Source organism: Henriciella algicola (assembly GCF_003576245.1).
Lineage (GTDB): Bacteria > Pseudomonadota > Alphaproteobacteria > Caulobacterales > Hyphomonadaceae > Henriciella > Henriciella algicola.
Window position 1 is genome coordinate 435,824 of record NZ_QWGA01000007.1, and the last position, 15,684, is coordinate 451,507.

At 58.6% G+C, this 15,684-nt stretch carries 13 protein-coding genes and 2 tRNA genes; 8 read left to right on the top strand and 7 right to left on the bottom strand.

What is annotated here, in order from left to right; all coding sequences use genetic code 11:
- Positions 1 to 47 precede the first annotated feature (47 nt).
- On the top strand, positions 48 to 782 hold the full coding sequence (gene rlmJ, locus D1222_RS11815) for a 23S rRNA (adenine(2030)-N(6))-methyltransferase RlmJ (RefSeq protein WP_147371865.1): 735 nt from the start codon (positions 48 to 50) through the stop codon (positions 780 to 782).
- A gap of 15 nt (positions 783 to 797) precedes the next feature.
- On the opposite strand, the gene D1222_RS11820 is transcribed toward rlmJ, so the two are convergent.
- Positions 798 to 2,525, bottom strand: coding sequence for a sensor histidine kinase (locus D1222_RS11820; RefSeq protein WP_119454460.1), 1,728 nt, complete (start codon positions 2,523 to 2,525; stop codon positions 798 to 800).
- 164 nt (positions 2,526 to 2,689) lie between these two features.
- On the opposite strand from D1222_RS11820, the gene D1222_RS11825 reads away from it, so the two are divergent.
- Together D1222_RS11825 and D1222_RS11830 are read left to right on the top strand one after the other, a co-directional pair.
- Complete coding sequence (locus D1222_RS11825) at positions 2,690 to 3,952, top strand: flavin monoamine oxidase family protein (RefSeq protein ID WP_267896089.1); 1,263 nt, start codon at positions 2,690 to 2,692, stop codon at positions 3,950 to 3,952.
- 17 nt (positions 3,953 to 3,969) lie between these two features.
- Complete coding sequence (locus D1222_RS11830; protein ID WP_119454462.1) at positions 3,970 to 4,524, top strand: thioesterase family protein; 555 nt, start codon at positions 3,970 to 3,972, stop codon at positions 4,522 to 4,524.
- Between the two features lie 176 nt (positions 4,525 to 4,700).
- Here the strand turns inward: D1222_RS11830 and D1222_RS11835 are convergent.
- The 6 genes from D1222_RS11835 to D1222_RS11860 form a co-directional block, all read right to left on the bottom strand.
- Positions 4,701 to 4,776, bottom strand: a tRNA-Val gene (locus tag D1222_RS11835).
- 100 nt (positions 4,777 to 4,876) lie between these two features.
- Complete coding sequence (lon, locus tag D1222_RS11840) at positions 4,877 to 7,285, bottom strand: endopeptidase La (RefSeq protein ID WP_119454463.1); 2,409 nt, start codon at positions 7,283 to 7,285, stop codon at positions 4,877 to 4,879.
- Between the two features lie 165 nt (positions 7,286 to 7,450).
- Positions 7,451 to 8,716 (bottom strand): ATP-dependent Clp protease ATP-binding subunit ClpX, encoded by a 1,266-nt coding sequence (clpX, locus tag D1222_RS11845; RefSeq protein ID WP_119454464.1) that lies wholly within the window; start codon positions 8,714 to 8,716, stop codon positions 7,451 to 7,453.
- Between the two features lie 123 nt (positions 8,717 to 8,839).
- Positions 8,840 to 9,463 carry an ATP-dependent Clp protease proteolytic subunit gene (locus tag D1222_RS11850; RefSeq protein ID WP_119454465.1) on the bottom strand — a complete coding sequence of 208 codons (624 nt, stop codon included), beginning with the start codon at positions 9,461 to 9,463 and terminating at the stop codon, positions 8,840 to 8,842.
- 185 nt (positions 9,464 to 9,648) lie between these two features.
- Positions 9,649 to 11,052 (bottom strand): type I glutamate--ammonia ligase, encoded by a 1,404-nt coding sequence (glnA, locus tag D1222_RS11855; protein WP_119454466.1) that lies wholly within the window; start codon positions 11,050 to 11,052, stop codon positions 9,649 to 9,651.
- A gap of 50 nt (positions 11,053 to 11,102) precedes the next feature.
- On the bottom strand, positions 11,103 to 11,441 hold the full coding sequence (locus D1222_RS11860) for a P-II family nitrogen regulator (protein WP_119380937.1): 339 nt from the start codon (positions 11,439 to 11,441) through the stop codon (positions 11,103 to 11,105).
- A 310-nt stretch (positions 11,442 to 11,751) separates the two neighbouring features.
- Between D1222_RS11860 and D1222_RS11865 the strand changes: the two genes are divergently transcribed.
- The 5 genes from D1222_RS11865 to tig all read left to right on the top strand — a co-directional run bounded on the left by D1222_RS11865 (position 11,752) and on the right by tig (position 15,671).
- Complete coding sequence (locus D1222_RS11865) at positions 11,752 to 12,447, top strand: Coq4 family protein (protein ID WP_119454650.1); 696 nt, start codon at positions 11,752 to 11,754, stop codon at positions 12,445 to 12,447.
- A gap of 101 nt (positions 12,448 to 12,548) precedes the next feature.
- Positions 12,549 to 13,088 (top strand): histidine phosphatase family protein, encoded by a 540-nt coding sequence (locus D1222_RS11870; RefSeq protein ID WP_182481961.1) that lies wholly within the window; start codon positions 12,549 to 12,551, stop codon positions 13,086 to 13,088.
- A gap of 100 nt (positions 13,089 to 13,188) precedes the next feature.
- A complete protein-coding gene (locus tag D1222_RS11875) occupies positions 13,189 to 14,034 on the top strand; it encodes an NAD(P)H-hydrate dehydratase (protein WP_119454468.1) in 846 nt (281 codons plus the stop codon).
- A 49-nt stretch (positions 14,035 to 14,083) separates the two neighbouring features.
- A tRNA-Leu gene (locus D1222_RS11880) sits at positions 14,084 to 14,168 on the top strand.
- Positions 14,169 to 14,336: 168 nt separating this feature from the next.
- Positions 14,337 to 15,671 (top strand): trigger factor, encoded by a 1,335-nt coding sequence (gene tig, locus D1222_RS11885; protein ID WP_119454469.1) that lies wholly within the window; start codon positions 14,337 to 14,339, stop codon positions 15,669 to 15,671.
- Positions 15,672 to 15,684: the final 13 nt, after the last annotated feature.

Consider the following 15,684-nt stretch of genomic DNA (forward strand, 5'->3'; position numbering starts at 1 on the left):
TCTTGCTTTCCTACCAGCATGGCTATCATGCCGGAAACAGGGCTGACGTGTTCAAGCACGCAGTCCTGTTTTCAATTCTGAACATCGCCCGGCAAGCGACCCATCCATGGCTCTACATGGAAACCCATTCGGCTGCCGGGACGTATGACCTCTCGGACAAACAGTCCCGCAAGACGGCAGAGGCCGATGAGGGCGTGCTGCGCCTCCTCGCAGACAAGACCCCACCATCGCTCATTAAGCCCTGGCTGGACCATGTACGCGCAGCGACGCCCGCAGCCTATCCCGGTTCCCCCGCGATTGCCCGCCACTGCCTTGGCGAGAATGACCGGATGGTCTTCTTTGAGCGCCACCCTGCTGAGTACGAGAAGCTCGTGACCAGCCTTGGCGACGACAAGCGCACCCGCGCCATCAAGGATGATGGCTATAACGGCGCCCTAAGGCTCCAGCCGCGCAGCCGCGAGCGTGCCTTTGTCTTCCTCGATCCGAGCTATGAGACAGAGCGGGACATGGAAGAACTCGCAGGCTGGCTGCCCCGCGCCATGAAACGCTGGCCCAAAGCGGTATTCCTCGTCTGGTTGCCGCTCTTCAAGGATGAGCGCGAGCTGGAGTTCGGCCAGTTTCTCTCCAGCCTCGATTTCGGCTTTGTGGCTGGCACGCGCTGGAATGAGGAGAGCGACAAGGACTCCGCACTCGACGGATCTGCCATGATCGGGCTTCGGACCTCACCCGCAATGGGCCGGCCTGCTTTCGAGATTGCTGAACAGCTGGACGCCTACTGGTAGGCTGCGTCAGGACGATCAGGCGACGTCGCGCTCAATCGGACCGATCCACTCATCATCATCGCTCGGCGCCGCGCGCGAGGAATTCTTGCCGACCGCCGATGGCGGCAGCGTCAGGATGGCCGTCGTGCCCACACCAACGCGGGACTTGAGGACCACGTCGCCGGACATCAGACGCGCCAGATGGCGGCAGAGCGTCAGCCCAAGACCCGTACCACCATGGTCGCGGTCGAGATGGCTGTCGGCCTGATAGAAAGCGTCAAACACCTTTTCAAGCTTGCTTTCCGGAATACCCTGACCGAAGTCACGCACCGCGATGAATGGCGCCCCATCTGGGTCCACGCCCGCCCGGATGACAATCTTCTTGCCCGGCTCGTTAAACCGGATCGCATTCGTCACCAGATTGATCAGGATCCGCTTCGTTGCCGTCTCATCGGCATGCAGCATGCTCAACTTCGCCGAAACGCTCACATCGAATACGTCGGTCGATGCCTTGCCCTCAAAGCCCGCAGCCAGCGTGATCGCTTCAGACAGGAGCGCGCGCGTATCGAGCTCCACGGCATGCACCGGCATCCGCTCGAGGCCGACCTTGGAATAATCGATGATATCATTGATGAGCTTCAGAAGGTGCGTGCCGCTGGCGTGAATATTATCGGCATATTCGCGTACATCGTCAGGCGACAGCGCGATCTTTGATTCGCCCGTCATGAGCTTCGAAAAGCCCAGAATGATGTTCATTGGCGTGCGCAGCTCGTGGCTCATCGTCGACAGGAAACGGCTCTTGGCTTCATCTGCCTCGACAGCTTCGCGTTGCGCTTCGATAAGCTCGCGCTCGCGGGTCTTCAGCGCGGTGATGTCAGTATGCACGACAACCGCCCCGCCCTTGGCGGTCTTGCGGGTTGAACGCATCAGCCACCGACCACTATCCAGAAGCACAGGCACACTGTCCTCGCCCTCTTTCGAATAGTCTGGCTTTTCGCTGGCAAACCAGTCGCGATGCCGGGCATTCGCGATCGTGAGATCATTCTCGGAATCGTAGAATGCAAAGGCGTCGTTCGAGGACTCGATCGCATCAGCAAGCCGCTCACGCGCGCCGTTGCTCTCATGAACTGTCGCGACAAGGGACTTGAGCTGGCGGTAGCTATTGATGCTGCCTTGTACCAGAACGGCCATGAATATGGTGCCCAGGACCGCGATCGTGAGAGCATAATCGCCCCCGCGCACAAAGTTCATTACGGTCACAGGAAACAGGCAGGCAAAAACGAATCGGGACGTTATGCGAGGCGCAGGGCCGAGTATGCTCGTCAGACCCGCGGCCATGCCTGCTTGCATCATCCAGACGAAGAGAAGGTGCGCATCACTTTCATTGCTTGCGAGCATGAGAGACGCTGCGCCCCACACCGTACCAATCGCCAGGGATGCAAGTTCAGCCTTGCGCAGATAGCTGCCAGTAACCCGTTCCGGCTTGGGCCGTTTTCTGAAGCTCAACCAGGAAAAAACCTGAATGATCCCCATAAACATGATTGGCAAATACCAGATCAGGATGCTGCGCAATGGGGCGTGCGCGGCAGCACCCACGGCAACCAACAGGCCATTCACGATATTGATAAGACCCATGGCGAGCTGGTTCTTGATAACCATCACCTGCTGCTGCGCATAAATCTGCTGCTGCAAGCCTTCGGTGCCCTTTGGCAGGCGACCAAAAAGCGCGACGACGGTCTCAGACGGGTCTTGGGATCTGTCCATTACACAGGAAGCCGTAGCGGTATTTAGTTAATCGCTCCCAAAACTGTGGCAAAAATTCCGCTAAGACCTGCATCCTGAAATGAATTATGTAGTTCTACCCTTGCGCGCCTCCAAGACTTGCTTTCCGCTAAGGGTATAGCTTCTGTAAGAGTGGGCCAGTAAGCGTGAGTAGTTTGAAGAGCGTCGGCATTATCGGAGGCGGTCCGGCAGGCTTGAGCATCGCGCGAATGCTTTCGGAGACAGGTGCATTCGATCCCGTTGTTTTCGAAGCGCTGAGTGAGCCGGGCGGCAAGTCCTTTACCTATTACCACGGCCAGAACGTCGTCGAGATGGGAACCTGCTACGCCACCTTCTCTCATCGAATCACAAATCGTTGGATGAAAGAACTTCGCATGCCGATGTCTCCACTCGGAGACCAGCGCTTCGAAGGCGATGATTTCATGAAGTTCGTTAAGTCAGGAGATGGCCCCGCCCTTCCCCTTCAGGTCATGCGGTACTGGCGCGACAAGCAGAAACTCGAAAACTCCCTGAATGCAGATAAGCCGTCGCAAGCTGCCCTCGATGAAGCTGCGATGCCCATCCAGGACTGGCTGCGGGCACGAAAGCTCGGGAAAATTGAGAACTTCATGCTGCGCTCCACAACGAACATCGCCTATGGCTTCATTGACGAGGTTCCAACTGTCCAGGCCCTGCGCTGGAACGACATGAACCTGATTTTCACGGGGCTTCTCAAACAACTGAAAATGCCTGTTGAGGGTTGGGGGGAGTTCTGGCGGCGGATCGCGCACGACCTTGATGTTCGGCTCAATTCCAGGATCACGGCGATTGACCGCTCAGGTGCCCGCCCCACTCTCACGACCGAGGATGGCACTACGCACAGTTTCGATTTGATCGTCTGCGCTATTCCGCTTGATGAGTTCACGCGCATGACGAACGCGACTGAACTGGAAACCAGCATCTCACAATCGGTCGACTGGAACGGGTACACAACAACGCTGCTGGCGGCAGAGGGCTGGTTCACCGACGTTCACGTCGAGGCATTCAAGGATTCAGTCGTGCCGGGCGCAGCGCGCGGCCAGCTCCTTTCAGCAAGACACGACGGGTTTGAGGCAGAACTCGGCGGACACCTCTACCTCGCAGGACAATTGTCAGGCGACTATACCTCTTCCGAACTTCAGGAACTGCTCCGCGCCGGAGTCGAGAAACGCGGTGCCAACGTAACCAACGTCATCCTGCAGAAGATGTGGAAGTATTTCGCCCAGTACCGTCCCGAGGCGATCTCTGGCGGCCTATTAACCGACATGCGCTCCATCCAGGGGCAGAATTCGACATGGTACACAGGCGCAATCTTCTCGCACGAAGCTGTCTCGCACATCGTCAATTTCAACGCAGATCTGGTTCGGAACATGCATAGCCGCCTGCAATAGTTTCTACAGGTTGCGCGATGAACCTCTTCTTTCGATTGCTGCTCGTTTTCCTGCGCGCCAGTCTGGCCCGCCCACGCGTCAGCCTGTTCGACGTGACGCGGTTGCGATCACGCGTGATGCTGACCGATCAGGACATGTTCGCGCACATGACGAACAGCCGGTACTTCTCTTTCAGTGATCTTGCCGTCATCAATTACATTGTCAGGACGGGCACCTGGCCCAAACTGAGAAAACGCGGATGGTTTCCTGTCGTCTGCGCTGAATCCGTTACGTTTTCCAGAATGCTGAGCTGGCGCGACCGTTTCGAGATAGAAACCCGCCTCGTCGGCTGGACGGACACCTATATGTGTCTTCAGCACGACTTCACCCGCAATGGAAAGACTGGCGCGACAGTGCGCATCATCGCACGTTTTGCAAGCCGCAAGCGCGACCGGGTTACCATGGATGACGTTGTCGCCTATCTCGGCGTTGAGCGTCAGTCTCCGCCGCTACCTCCGGAATATGAAGCCATGGTAGACGACGTGGAAGCAGCTCGTCTCGCACGCGCGAACGAAAGTCGCGTGCCAGCATAAGTTCGATTGCCTCGACCGGCTGGATCGATTGGCTGAGCGCAATACCATAGAGCATCCAGATCACCTCAACCGGAGACCTGTCATGCATTTTCTAGCTCTTGCCGCGCTTGGACTCGGCGTTGCCTGCCTGATCGCCGCCTACCGCGCCTGGCGCCGCCAGAAGTGATTTGGGAAAATGGTGGGCGGTAACGGGCTCGAACCGCTGACCCTCTCGGTGTAAACGAGATGCTCTACCAACTGAGCTAACCGCCCTTCGCGCGACTTTTGCTTCACCCTTGCCAGAAATGCAAGACGGCCCCTGTAGCATCTCTGCAGGGGCCGTCTCTTCATGTGTTATTTTGTGCGTTGGAGCCTAGTGGCGGACAGTTGCCTCGCCGTCGCTGTCGCCAGACTTGCCCGAAAGCGAGGCCTGCAGCGCAGCTTCATCAGCATCCGACCACTCAATCTCTGACAGTGGCTGGACGAGGGCATGTGAGAACACCTCATTGATGTCCGTCACTGGAATGATCTCCAGCCCTTCCTTCACCACGTCCGGGATCTCATCGAGGTCCTTCTCATTCTCCTGTGGAATCAGCACCGTCTTGATGCCGCCGCGCAGGGCCGCGAGAAGCTTCTCCTTGAGACCGCCAATCGGCAGGACGCGTCCACGCAGGGACACTTCGCCCGTCATCGCCACATCGCGGCGAACAGGGTTGCCAGTCAGTAGCGAGACGATAGCTGTCGTCATGGCAATACCAGCTGACGGACCGTCCTTAGGTGTCGCGCCATCCGGCACGTGCACGTGGATGTCGGTCGTGTTGAACTGGCTCGGCTTGATGCCAACCATGACCGCACGCGAGCGCACCAGCGAGCTTGCCGCCTGGATGGACTCTTTCATTACATCGCGGAGGTTACCCGTGACTTTCATGCTGCCCCGGCCAGGCATCTTGACCGCTTCGATGGTCAGGAGATCACCGCCAGCTTCGGTCCAGGCAAGGCCCGTCACCGCACCGATCTGATCCTCATCGTCTGCGAGGCCGTAGCGGTGCTTGCGCACGCCGGAGTACTCGCTGAGGTTTTCAGACGTGATGGTGATCACTGTCTTGTCGCTCTGCGCGATCTGCCTCACCGCCTTGCGGGCAAGCTTGGCAAGCTCACGCTCAAGGCTACGGACACCGGCCTCACGCGTGTAATAGCGGATGAGGTCGCGGATCGCGCTGTCGTCCACCTGCCACTCGCTGTCTGCGAGGCCGTGATCCTTGCGGATTTTCGGGAAGAGGTGGCGCTTTGCGATCTCCAGCTTCTCGTCCTCGGTGTAACCGGCGATGCGGATCACTTCCATACGATCGAGAAGCGGCTGCGGCATGTTGAGCGAGTTCGCCGTCGTCACGAACATCACGTCCGAAAGGTCGTAATCGACTTCCAGATAGTGGTCGTTGAACGTCGAGTTCTGCGCCGGGTCGAGCACTTCGAGAAGCGCCGATGCCGGGTCGCCGCGATGGTCCATACCCATCTTGTCGATCTCATCGAGAAGGAAGAGCGGGTTGCCCGTCTTCGCCTTCTTCATCGACTGGATGATCCGGCCCGGCATGGAGCCGATATAGGTCCGGCGGTGACCACGGATCTCGCTTTCGTCCCGCACGCCGCCAAGCGACACGCGAACGAATTCACGGCCCGTCGCCTCGGCAATCGACTTGCCAAGCGAGGTCTTACCGACACCTGGAGGGCCGACGAGGCAGAGAATCGGGCCTTTGAGCTTCTTCGTGCGCTTCTGCACGGCAAGATACTCGATGATCCGTTCCTTGACCTTATCGAGACCATAATGGTCTTCGTCGAGCTGGCCCTCGGCCTTGTCGAGATCGGTCGAGATATCCGTGCGCTTGCCCCAAGGCAGCGACACCATCCAGTCCAGATAGTTCCGCACCACGGTGGATTCAGCCGACATCGGGCTCATCTGGCGAAGCTTCTTCAGCTCCTGATCAGCCTTCGTGCGGGCTTCCTCACTAAGCGGGGCCTCGCGCAGCTTGTCTTCCAGCTCGGCGATCTCATCGCGCTCGCCTTCAGGAGAATCGCCGAGCTCACGCTGAATGGCCTTCATCTGCTCATTCAGGTAATACTCGCGCTGGGTCTTCTCCATCTGACGCTTTACGCGGTTTTTAATCTTCCGCTCCATCTGCATCATGCCCATCTCGCCCTCCATGAGAGCGAAGACCTTTTCGAGGCGCTCACGCGCATTCGAAAGCTCGAGCAGTTCCTGCTTGTCGGAGAGTTTGACCTGGAGCTGTGAAGCGACCGCGTCAGCCAGCTTGCCGGCTTCGGTGATCTGCGAAACCGTCGCCACGGACTCTGGCGGGATCTTGCGGTTTAGCTTTGCATAGTTCTCGAACTGGTCGATGACAGCGCGGGCCAGCGCCTGCACTTCACCCGTATCGCCCTCTTCCGGCTCAACGAGTTCGACATCGGCGTCGAAATAGGTGTCACGGTCATTGAACGACACGATACGTGCGCGCGACGAGCCTTCGACGAGCACTTTCACCGTGCCGTCTGGCAGCTTCAAGAGCTGCAGGATCGTTGCGACCGTACCGAGCGAATGTACGTCATCGCCGGTCGGCTCATCGGTGGATGGGTCTTTCTGCGCAACGAGCATGATCTCGTTCTCGCCTTCATCGACCATTTCCAGCGCGGCAACCGACTTGTCCCTGCCGACGAAAAGCGGGGCGACCATGTCTGGAAAGACCACGATATCCCGGAGCGGCAATACTGGGAGGGTTTTTTTGGGCATTCATGCCTCCTCTAAAGAAAATGGATCCTGCTCAGCAGCGATCCGGGCCGGGCGTCACCTTACGTTCTGACGATTCCGGCCTTCTGAGAATGATGTGGCAACAAAAACGGCCCGTTCAAGCAGTGTTGAACAGGCCGTCGTGTCGCATTTCCTGTGACTTTAACGTCAGGAAGCTTCGCTTGGCTTGGCCTGCTTGGCGTGGACGTAGAGCGGCGCGGCGTGGCCCTCCACAACTTCGCCATTGACGACAACCTCTTCGACACCGCGCAGCGTCGGCAGGTCGAACATCGTGTCGAGCAGAATGCCCTCCATGATGGACCGCAGGCCGCGTGCGCCTGTCTTGCGGGCAATCGCCTTGCGGGCAACGGCCGTGAGGGCTTCATCCGTGAAGGTCAGCTCAACGTCTTCCATGTCGAAGAGGCGTTGATACTGCTTCAGCAGGGCGTTCTTCGGCTGGGTCAGGATTTCGATCAGCGCATCCTCATCGAGGTCCTCCAGCGTCGCGATGACAGGAAGACGGCCGATGAACTCTGGAATGAGGCCATAGCGCTGAAGGTCTTCAGGCTCAGTCTCACGCAGCACTTCGCCAACACCGCGGGCATCCGGATCCTTCACATCGGCGCCAAAGCCGATGCGGGTGCCTTCACCGCGCGAGGAGATGATCTTGTCGAGACCGGCAAACGCGCCGCCCACAATGAACAGGATGTTCGTCGTATCGACCTGGAGGAATTCCTGCTGCGGGTGCTTGCGCCCACCTTGCGGCGGCACAGCGGCAACAGTGCCTTCCATGATCTTCAGAAGCGCCTGTTGGACACCCTCGCCCGACACGTCACGCGTGATGGACGGGTTGTCGGACTTGCGCGAAATCTTGTCGATCTCATCGATATAGACGATGCCGCGCTGGGCCCGCTCGACATTATAGTCGGCAGACTGAAGCAGCTTCAGCACGATATTCTCGACGTCCTCACCGACATAGCCAGCTTCGGTAAGCGTCGTTGCGTCGGCCATGGTAAATGGCACATCGAGGATACGCGCCAGCGTCTGCGCCAATAGCGTCTTGCCGCACCCCGTCGGGCCGACAAGCAGAATGTTCGATTTCGCCAGCTCCACCCCGTCAGACGAGGAGGCATGCGAGAGACGCTTGTAATGGTTATGCACGGCGACCGAGAGGATGCGCTTTGCGTACTTCTGGCCAATCACATAATCGTCCAGCACGTCACAGATTTCGCGCGGGCTCGGAACGCCCTCTTTCGATTTGAAGCCTGCCGCCTTACTCTCTTCACGGATGATGTCCATGCAGAGCTCCACGCATTCATCACAGATGAACACGGTGGGGCCAGCGATCAGTTTTTTGACTTCGTGCTGGCTCTTTCCACAGAAAGAGCAATAGAGCGTATTCTTAGAATCGCCGGAGCCGTTTTGCTTTGTCATGGCTACCTCTTAGCTTGGGAGCCTTTAACGCACGATTTATGCCGCGCGAGAAATCCCTCTAGACAGTGATCTTATTTGGTGAACCCGGTTGCGCAAGTGCAGATGCACAGGCGCCCCGCTCCACTACTTTTCTTCGTCCTTGCGCCGCTCATAGACCTGATCGATCAGGCCGAATTCCTTTGCCTCTTCGGCCGTCATGAACGTGTCGCGGTCCAGCTTGCGCTCGATCGTGTCATAGTCCTGGCCGGTATGCTTCACATAGATGTTGTTCAGACGGCGCTTCAGCTCGAGGATTTCCTCTGCATGACGCTCAATGTCGGTCGCGACACCGCGGAAGCCGCCAGATGGCTGGTGCACCATGACGCGCGCATTCGGAAGCGCGATCCGCATGTCCTTTTCACCTGCCGCCAGAAGCAGTGAGCCCATGCTTGCCGCCTGGCCGATACAGACCGTCGAGATCGGGCAGCGGATATATTGCATCGTGTCATAGATCGCGAGACCGGAGGAGACGTATCCGCCCGGGCTGTTGATATACATGGCGATGTCTTTCTTCGGGCTCTCGGACTCAAGGAACAGGAGCTGCGAAGTGATCAGGGCGGCCATGCCGTCGTCGATGCCGCCCGTCACGAAGATGATCCGCTCTTTCAGCAGCCTCGAGAAGATGTCGAAGGCGCGCTCGCCGCGACTTGTCTGTTCGACAACCATCGGGACGAGATTGAGAGCGGTGTTGTAAGGGTCGGTGTTCATATGACGCGTTCCAGCCTGGCTTTAGTCTGTCGAATTTTCCGGACTCTGTGGTCGCAGAGAGTCCCATATTTGTCCATTGCACTCTACACACAAGAGCTTTGCGAGACTGTAAACAGCTCGGCCGGCAGAAATGAAAATGCCGGGACATCTCTGCCCCGGCATAATCGCATTGCTACAGCTTGGTCCTAGACCTTGTAGTACATGTCGAATTCGACCGGGTGCGGGTGCAGCTGGAGACGCTCAACGTCTTCCATCTTCAGGTCGATATAGGCATCGAGCTGGTCGTCATCGAACACGTTGCCCTTCTTCAGGAAGTCGCGGTCTGCATCGAGGCACTCGAGCGCCTCACGCAGCGAGCCGCAAACCTGCGGGATGGTCTTGGCTTCTTCCGGCGGCAGATCGTACAGATCCTTGTCCATGGCATCGCCCGGATGGATCTTGTTCTCGATACCGTCGAGGCCAGCCATCAGCAGGGCCGCAAAAGCGAGGTACGGGTTCGCCGTCGGATCCGGGAAACGGGTCTCGATACGCTTTGCTTTCGGGTTGGAGCCGAAAGGAATACGGATCGATGCCGAGCGGTTGCGAGCAGAGTAAGCCAGCATGACGGGCGCTTCGTAGCCTGGGACCAGACGCTTGTAGGAGTTGGTCGACGGGTTGGTCAGCGCGTTCAGTGCCTTGGCGTGCTTGATGATGCCGCCGATGTAGAACAGGCAGCTTTCCGACAGACCTGCATAGCCGTCACCAGCAAACATCGGCTTGTCGCCATCCCAGATCGACTGGTGGACGTGCATGCCCGAGCCATTGTCCTTGAAGTAAGGCTTCGGCATGAAGGTTGCCGACTTGCCGTACTGGTGCGCCACATTGTGGATGACGTACTTATAGAGCTGCAGACGGTCAGCCATCTTGGTCAGCGTCGAGAACTTCATGCCAAGCTCGTGCTGGGCAGGCGCCACTTCGTGGTGATGCTTTTCTGGCTCGAGGCCGATCTCACCCATGACGGCGAGCATTTCCGAACGCATGTCCTGCTCGGAATCGATCGGCGGGACCGGGAAATAACCACCCTTCGAGTGCGGGCGGTGGCCCATATTGCCTGTTGGGTATTCCTTGCCGGTGTTGAACGGCAGCTCGGTCGAGTCAAAGGAATAGCCGGTCTTGTTAGGCGCCGTGTCCCAGCGAACATCGTCGAAAACGAAGAATTCTGCTTCTGGACCAAAGAAGGCGGTCGTACCGACACCGGCCTGCTTCAGATAGGCTTCCGCCTTTTTCGCCGTGGTGCGCGGGTCGCGGCCGTATGGCTGCATCGAAATCGGGTCGAGAATGTCACAGAAGACCGCAAGCGTGGTCTGCTGGAAGAACGGGTCGATGATCGCGGTGCTCGTGTCCGGCTTGAGCAGCATGTCGGACTCGTTGATCGTTTTCCAACCAGCAACGGACGAGCCGTCGAACATCTGGCCTTCTTCGAAGAAATCCTCGTCGACCATGCCTTTATCGAAGGTGACGTGCTGCATCTTGCCGCGCGGGTCGGTGAACCGGAGATCGACGAACTCGACGTCCTTTTCCTTCATCATTTTAACGAGATTGTCGGCCATTGAGCCCTCCTGTTGATTTGTTTGTCTTGTGCAATGAAACGAGCGCCTGGCTAGAGAGCGCCGTCGCCTGTCTCACCCGTACGAATGCGCACTGCTTCTGTCACCTCTGAAACGAAAATCTTTCCGTCGCCGATCTTGCCGGTTTGCGCGGCTTTGGTGATCGCCTCGATCGCATTGGCAACGCTGGAGTCGGAAACGACGAGCTCAAGCTTCAGTTTCGGAAGGAAGTCGACGACATATTCTGCGCCCCGGTAAAGCTCGGTATGTCCACGTTGGCGACCGAACCCCTTGGCCTCCGTTACGGTCATTCCCTGCATGCCGACACCGTGGAGCGCTTCTTTTACGTCATCGAGCTTGAATGGCTTGATGATCGCTTCGATTTTTTTCATCGCCTTGCCTTGTCCTTCCTATCAGGTGTTCGCGCCACACCTATCAGCGTCATCGCCGAGGTCGATTGTCTTCCCGCGCGCAAGCGATCAGCGCCGCCCCTGTTGCCTAATTTTTCGGCGCGCATGCACAGAATTTGATCGGCGGCACGATCGCTAAAAGTGACGCATGCGTCATTGTTTTTTTAAGTCATCCATAGTAAGAAGAGTTATCTTAATTAGCGACGTATCCTAATCTATGACTACGACCAGTGTTTATATCGATCCGACCCGTGAGGTCCCTCGTCTTCAGCCTCTGAAGGCCTGGCGCCACATGAAGAAACTCATCACGAACAAGGAAGACACCGAACAGGTGTTCGAGATCATCGAAGCCCTGAATGGCAAGGCGACCTATCGCGATTTTGAACGCTTCATGGCGACCCCGGCCGGTCAGGCCGAATACGCCAAACGCATTCACCTGCCGCCGATTCTCGATCACCACGAGCCGCTGCATGAGCTTCCGGAAGGCAGCGTCGGCCGCACCTATGTCGAGTTCATGGAGCGCGAAGGCCTTTCTGCCGCCGGGCTTGTCGCGGAAAGCGAAAAGCGCCCTGGAAAGCTGCGCGGGCACAATGATGATCTGCTCTGGTACGGCAATCGCCTGCGCGATACGCACGACATGTACCACATTCTCTCTGGCTATGGCCGCGACGCACTTGGTGAGGCAGCGCTGCTTGGCTTCACACACAGCCAGCATGGCGGGCTCGGCGTGAGCTTCATCTGCTTCATGGGCGGGCGCCAGATTGCAAAGCGCGTTCCCAAAGAGGCCGATATTCCAGGCGTCATCAAGGAAGGGCGCCAGAACGGCAAGACCGCCAAACGCCTCATTGAGCAGGACATCATCTCTCTTCTGCCCCGCCCTCTTGAAGAGGTCCGTGAGGAGCTGAACATCAAGCCGCCTGTCGCCTACCACCGCGCTCACGAAGTGATGCGCGCGCACGGTCTCGACCCCTATTCAGACGGTCTCTAGCCGGGCGCCTATCTGGCTGGTTGTTCTGGAACTGATTTCATTGGATGCTGGTTGCCCTATCTGGCGACCTGCCAGTCCAATCAATCAGTCCGGGGCATTTCATGATCTATTTCGTCAGACACGGTGAAGCAGAAGCTGGCTGGGGCACCGCGCCCGACCCGGGTCTCTCTGCGCTCGGCCTGAAACAGGCCGAAGCGGTCGCTGCCGAACTGGAAAAGCATTCTGTCAGCCAGATCCTCGCAAGCCCTATGCGCCGCTGCCAGGAAACCTCACGCCCGTTCGCAAACCTCTCAGGCCTGCCCGTCGCGACCGACCCGGCCGTCAGCGAAATCCCGACCCCCCAAGGTCTCAGCGACCGGGTCGAATGGCTCCGCGGCTTCATGGCTGGCACTTGGGACGCCGCGCCCTCTGTCGTTGCCGACTGGCGCAGCGATCTCATATCGCGCCTCGCTTCGATCGAAGACGAAACGGTCGTCTTCTCGCACTTCATCGCCATCAACACGATCGTCGGCCACCTCGAAGGCAGCGACCTCGTGACGAGCTTCCGTCCCGGACATTGCTCCGTGACAATCCTCAAGCGGGATGGCGACACGCTCAGCGTTGAGCGGCGCGGCAGTGAAGCGGCAACCAAAGTGCTCTGAAAAACACTGTCAGAAACACCGCCAGTACACCGTTACTGCACCATGATTTTCCGGGAAACGCGCTGCACTTTCCCGGAGGAAAGTATCAATAAGGGCAAAGATGACGTCCTCCACCCCTGAGACCAATCACCCCGACCTCTGGCTGCCAGACTGGCCCTGGCCAGAAGCCGACAGCCACAAGCACAAGCGCGGCTCACTTGGCGTGGTGACAGGCCCGGCTGCCTCAACTGGCGCGGCCCGCCTCGCTGCTCGCGCTGGCCTTCGCATCGGTGCAGGCCTCGCCACCCTTTTCTGCCCACCGTCTGCAACGCTGGTAAATGCCGCCCACGAGACGGCCGTAATGATCAAGCCGTTCAGCACGCCAGACGCCCTTGCAGAACTGGCATCGAGCTCAAAATGTGTCCTGATCGGCCCTGCTGCTGGCGTCGATTCGACGACGCGCGAGAACACGCTCGAAGTCCTCAAACATGCAGGCTCCAGCGTCCTCGACGCTGACGCGCTGACCGTCTTCAAGGATCAGCCCGACGCCCTCTTCAACGCAATTACACTCCCGGCCGTAATCACACCGCATGATGGCGAGTTCAGCCGCATTTTTCCGGGCCTTCTGGACCAGTATACGCGCGCCGAAGCGGCCGCGATTGCAGCTGAGCGCTCAGGCGCAGTTGTCCTTCTGAAGGGCAACGAGACCCTGATCGCCGCCCCGGATGGCCGCCTAACCGTGAACAGGCATGCCTCGCCCTTTCTTGCCACAGCAGGTAGCGGCGACGTGCTCGCTGGCATGATTGCGGGCCTTATGGCGCAGGGCATGGAGGCGCACCGCGCGGCCTGCGCCGGTGCCTGGTGCCACGGAGAGGTCGCGCGCCGCGTTGGCCCGGGCCTGATTTCAGAAGACCTTCCGGACGCCTTGCCCGGCCTGCTCAGCGAATTTTATGCAAGACGCGCTTGATAGGCACACCCTCCCCCAGTAGGAGACCACCTCTGGCCGAGGCCCACATGCGGATGTGGCGAAATTGGTAGACGCACCAGATTTAGGTTCTGGCGCCGCGAGGCGTGGGGGTTCAAGTCCCTCCATCCGCACCACTTCACAGCGAGCGCAAAGCCGCCTCCGGGCCAGCTTCAGCGCATGTGAAATTGCTTCAGCGCCATGCATGGACAGTCCAGACACGCTGTGACATACACCGCCGCTTCTAGGAAAAACCAACGCCAAAGCCTGAAGCCACAGGGCTAGACGGCATAAGGAATGACAAAATGGAATGCACCGAAACGTCTGATGGCCTGAGCCGCATGTACAAGGTCAAGGTGCCTGCCAGCGAGCTCAAGGCACGCCTGGATGCGCGGATCGAGGAAATCCGCCCGCAGATGCGCCTCAAGGGCTTCCGCCCAGGCAAGGTGCCTGCCTCCCACGTCCGCAAGATGTTCGGCCAGTCCCTCATGGGCGAAGTCATTGAAGCTGTGATGAAAGAGACGAGCGAGAAGGCGATCACCGACGCTGATGTCCGCCCGGCTTCGCAGCCTGACATGCACATGGAAAGCGACATGGAAAAGGTGATCGAGGGCGAAGAAGACCTCGCTTACCACATGCATGTCGACATCATGCCGGACTTCGAGCCAGCAGACATGTCCGGCGTCACCATCAAGAAGCCAGTCGCTGAAGTCGACGATGCGCAGCTTGACGAAACGCTCGACCAGGTCGCTGAAAACAACATGAAGTTCGAGCCACGCGGCAAGACCGCGAAGGCGAAGGACGGCGACGCTGTCGTCATCGACTTCGTTGGCAAGATTGACGGCGAGCCTTTCGAAGGCGGCGCAGCTGAAGGCCACACGCTGGTTCTTGGTTCCGGCAGCTTCATCCCGGGCTTCGAGGAACAGCTGGTCGGCACGAAAACCGGAGAAGAAAAAGACGTCGAAGTCACCTTCCCTGAAGAGTACCAGGCCGAGCACCTTGCTGGCAAAGCGGCTGTCTTCGAAGTGAAGGTCAACGAAGTTCGCGCGCCGAAGAAGCCGGACATCGACGAAGAGTTCGCCAAAGGACTCGGCATCGACTCGCTCGAAGAGCTGAAGACCATGCTGAAAACGCAGCTCCAGCAAGAGCTGGACAATGCATCCCGCGCCAAGGCGAAGCGTCACCTCCTCGACGCGCTGGACGAGAAGCATGACTTCGAACTGCCGCCAAAAATGGTCGACATGGAATTCGACCAGATCTGGCAGCAGCTGCAGTCCGAAATGGATGCTGGCCGCGTCAGCGACGAGGACAAGGAAAAGTCCGAAGACGAGCTGAAAGAAGAGTATCGCAAGATCGCAGAGCGCCGCGTGCGCCTCGGCCTCGTGCTCGCCGAAATCGGCCGCATCCAGGAGATCAAGATCTCCGAACAGGAAGTCCAGCAGGCCCTCATCCGCGAAGCCCAGCGCTATCCGGGTCAGGAGCGTCAGGTGCTCGAATTCTTCCAGAAGAATGAAGGCGCGATGGCACAGCTGCGTGCGCCAATCTATGAGGACAAGGTGGTCGACCACCTGCTCGAGACCGTGAAGGTCAAAGAGGAAAAAGTTTCCCGCGAAGAGCTGCTGAGCGACGACGAAGAATAGTCCTCGCAAGCGC

Coding starts and splice junctions, on each gene's coding strand:
- D1222_RS11820 (WP_119454460.1), bottom strand. CDS start 2,525: ATGGACAGATCCCAAGACCCGTCTGAGACCGTCGTCGCGCTTTTTGGT.
- D1222_RS11830 (WP_119454462.1), top strand. CDS start 3,970: ATGAACCTCTTCTTTCGATTGCTGCTCGTTTTCCTGCGCGCCAGTCTG.
- lon (WP_119454463.1), bottom strand. CDS start 7,285: ATGCCCAAAAAAACCCTCCCAGTATTGCCGCTCCGGGATATCGTGGTC.
- clpX (WP_119454464.1), bottom strand. CDS start 8,716: ATGACAAAGCAAAACGGCTCCGGCGATTCTAAGAATACGCTCTATTGC.
- D1222_RS11850 (WP_119454465.1), bottom strand. CDS start 9,463: ATGAACACCGACCCTTACAACACCGCTCTCAATCTCGTCCCGATGGTT.
- glnA (WP_119454466.1), bottom strand. CDS start 11,052: ATGGCCGACAATCTCGTTAAAATGATGAAGGAAAAGGACGTCGAGTTC.
- D1222_RS11860 (WP_119380937.1), bottom strand. CDS start 11,441: ATGAAAAAAATCGAAGCGATCATCAAGCCATTCAAGCTCGATGACGTA.
- D1222_RS11865 (WP_119454650.1), top strand. CDS start 11,752: ATGAAGAAACTCATCACGAACAAGGAAGACACCGAACAGGTGTTCGAG.
- D1222_RS11870 (WP_182481961.1), top strand. CDS start 12,549: ATGATCTATTTCGTCAGACACGGTGAAGCAGAAGCTGGCTGGGGCACC.
- D1222_RS11875 (WP_119454468.1), top strand. CDS start 13,189: ATGACGTCCTCCACCCCTGAGACCAATCACCCCGACCTCTGGCTGCCA.
- tig (WP_119454469.1), top strand. CDS start 14,337: ATGGAATGCACCGAAACGTCTGATGGCCTGAGCCGCATGTACAAGGTC.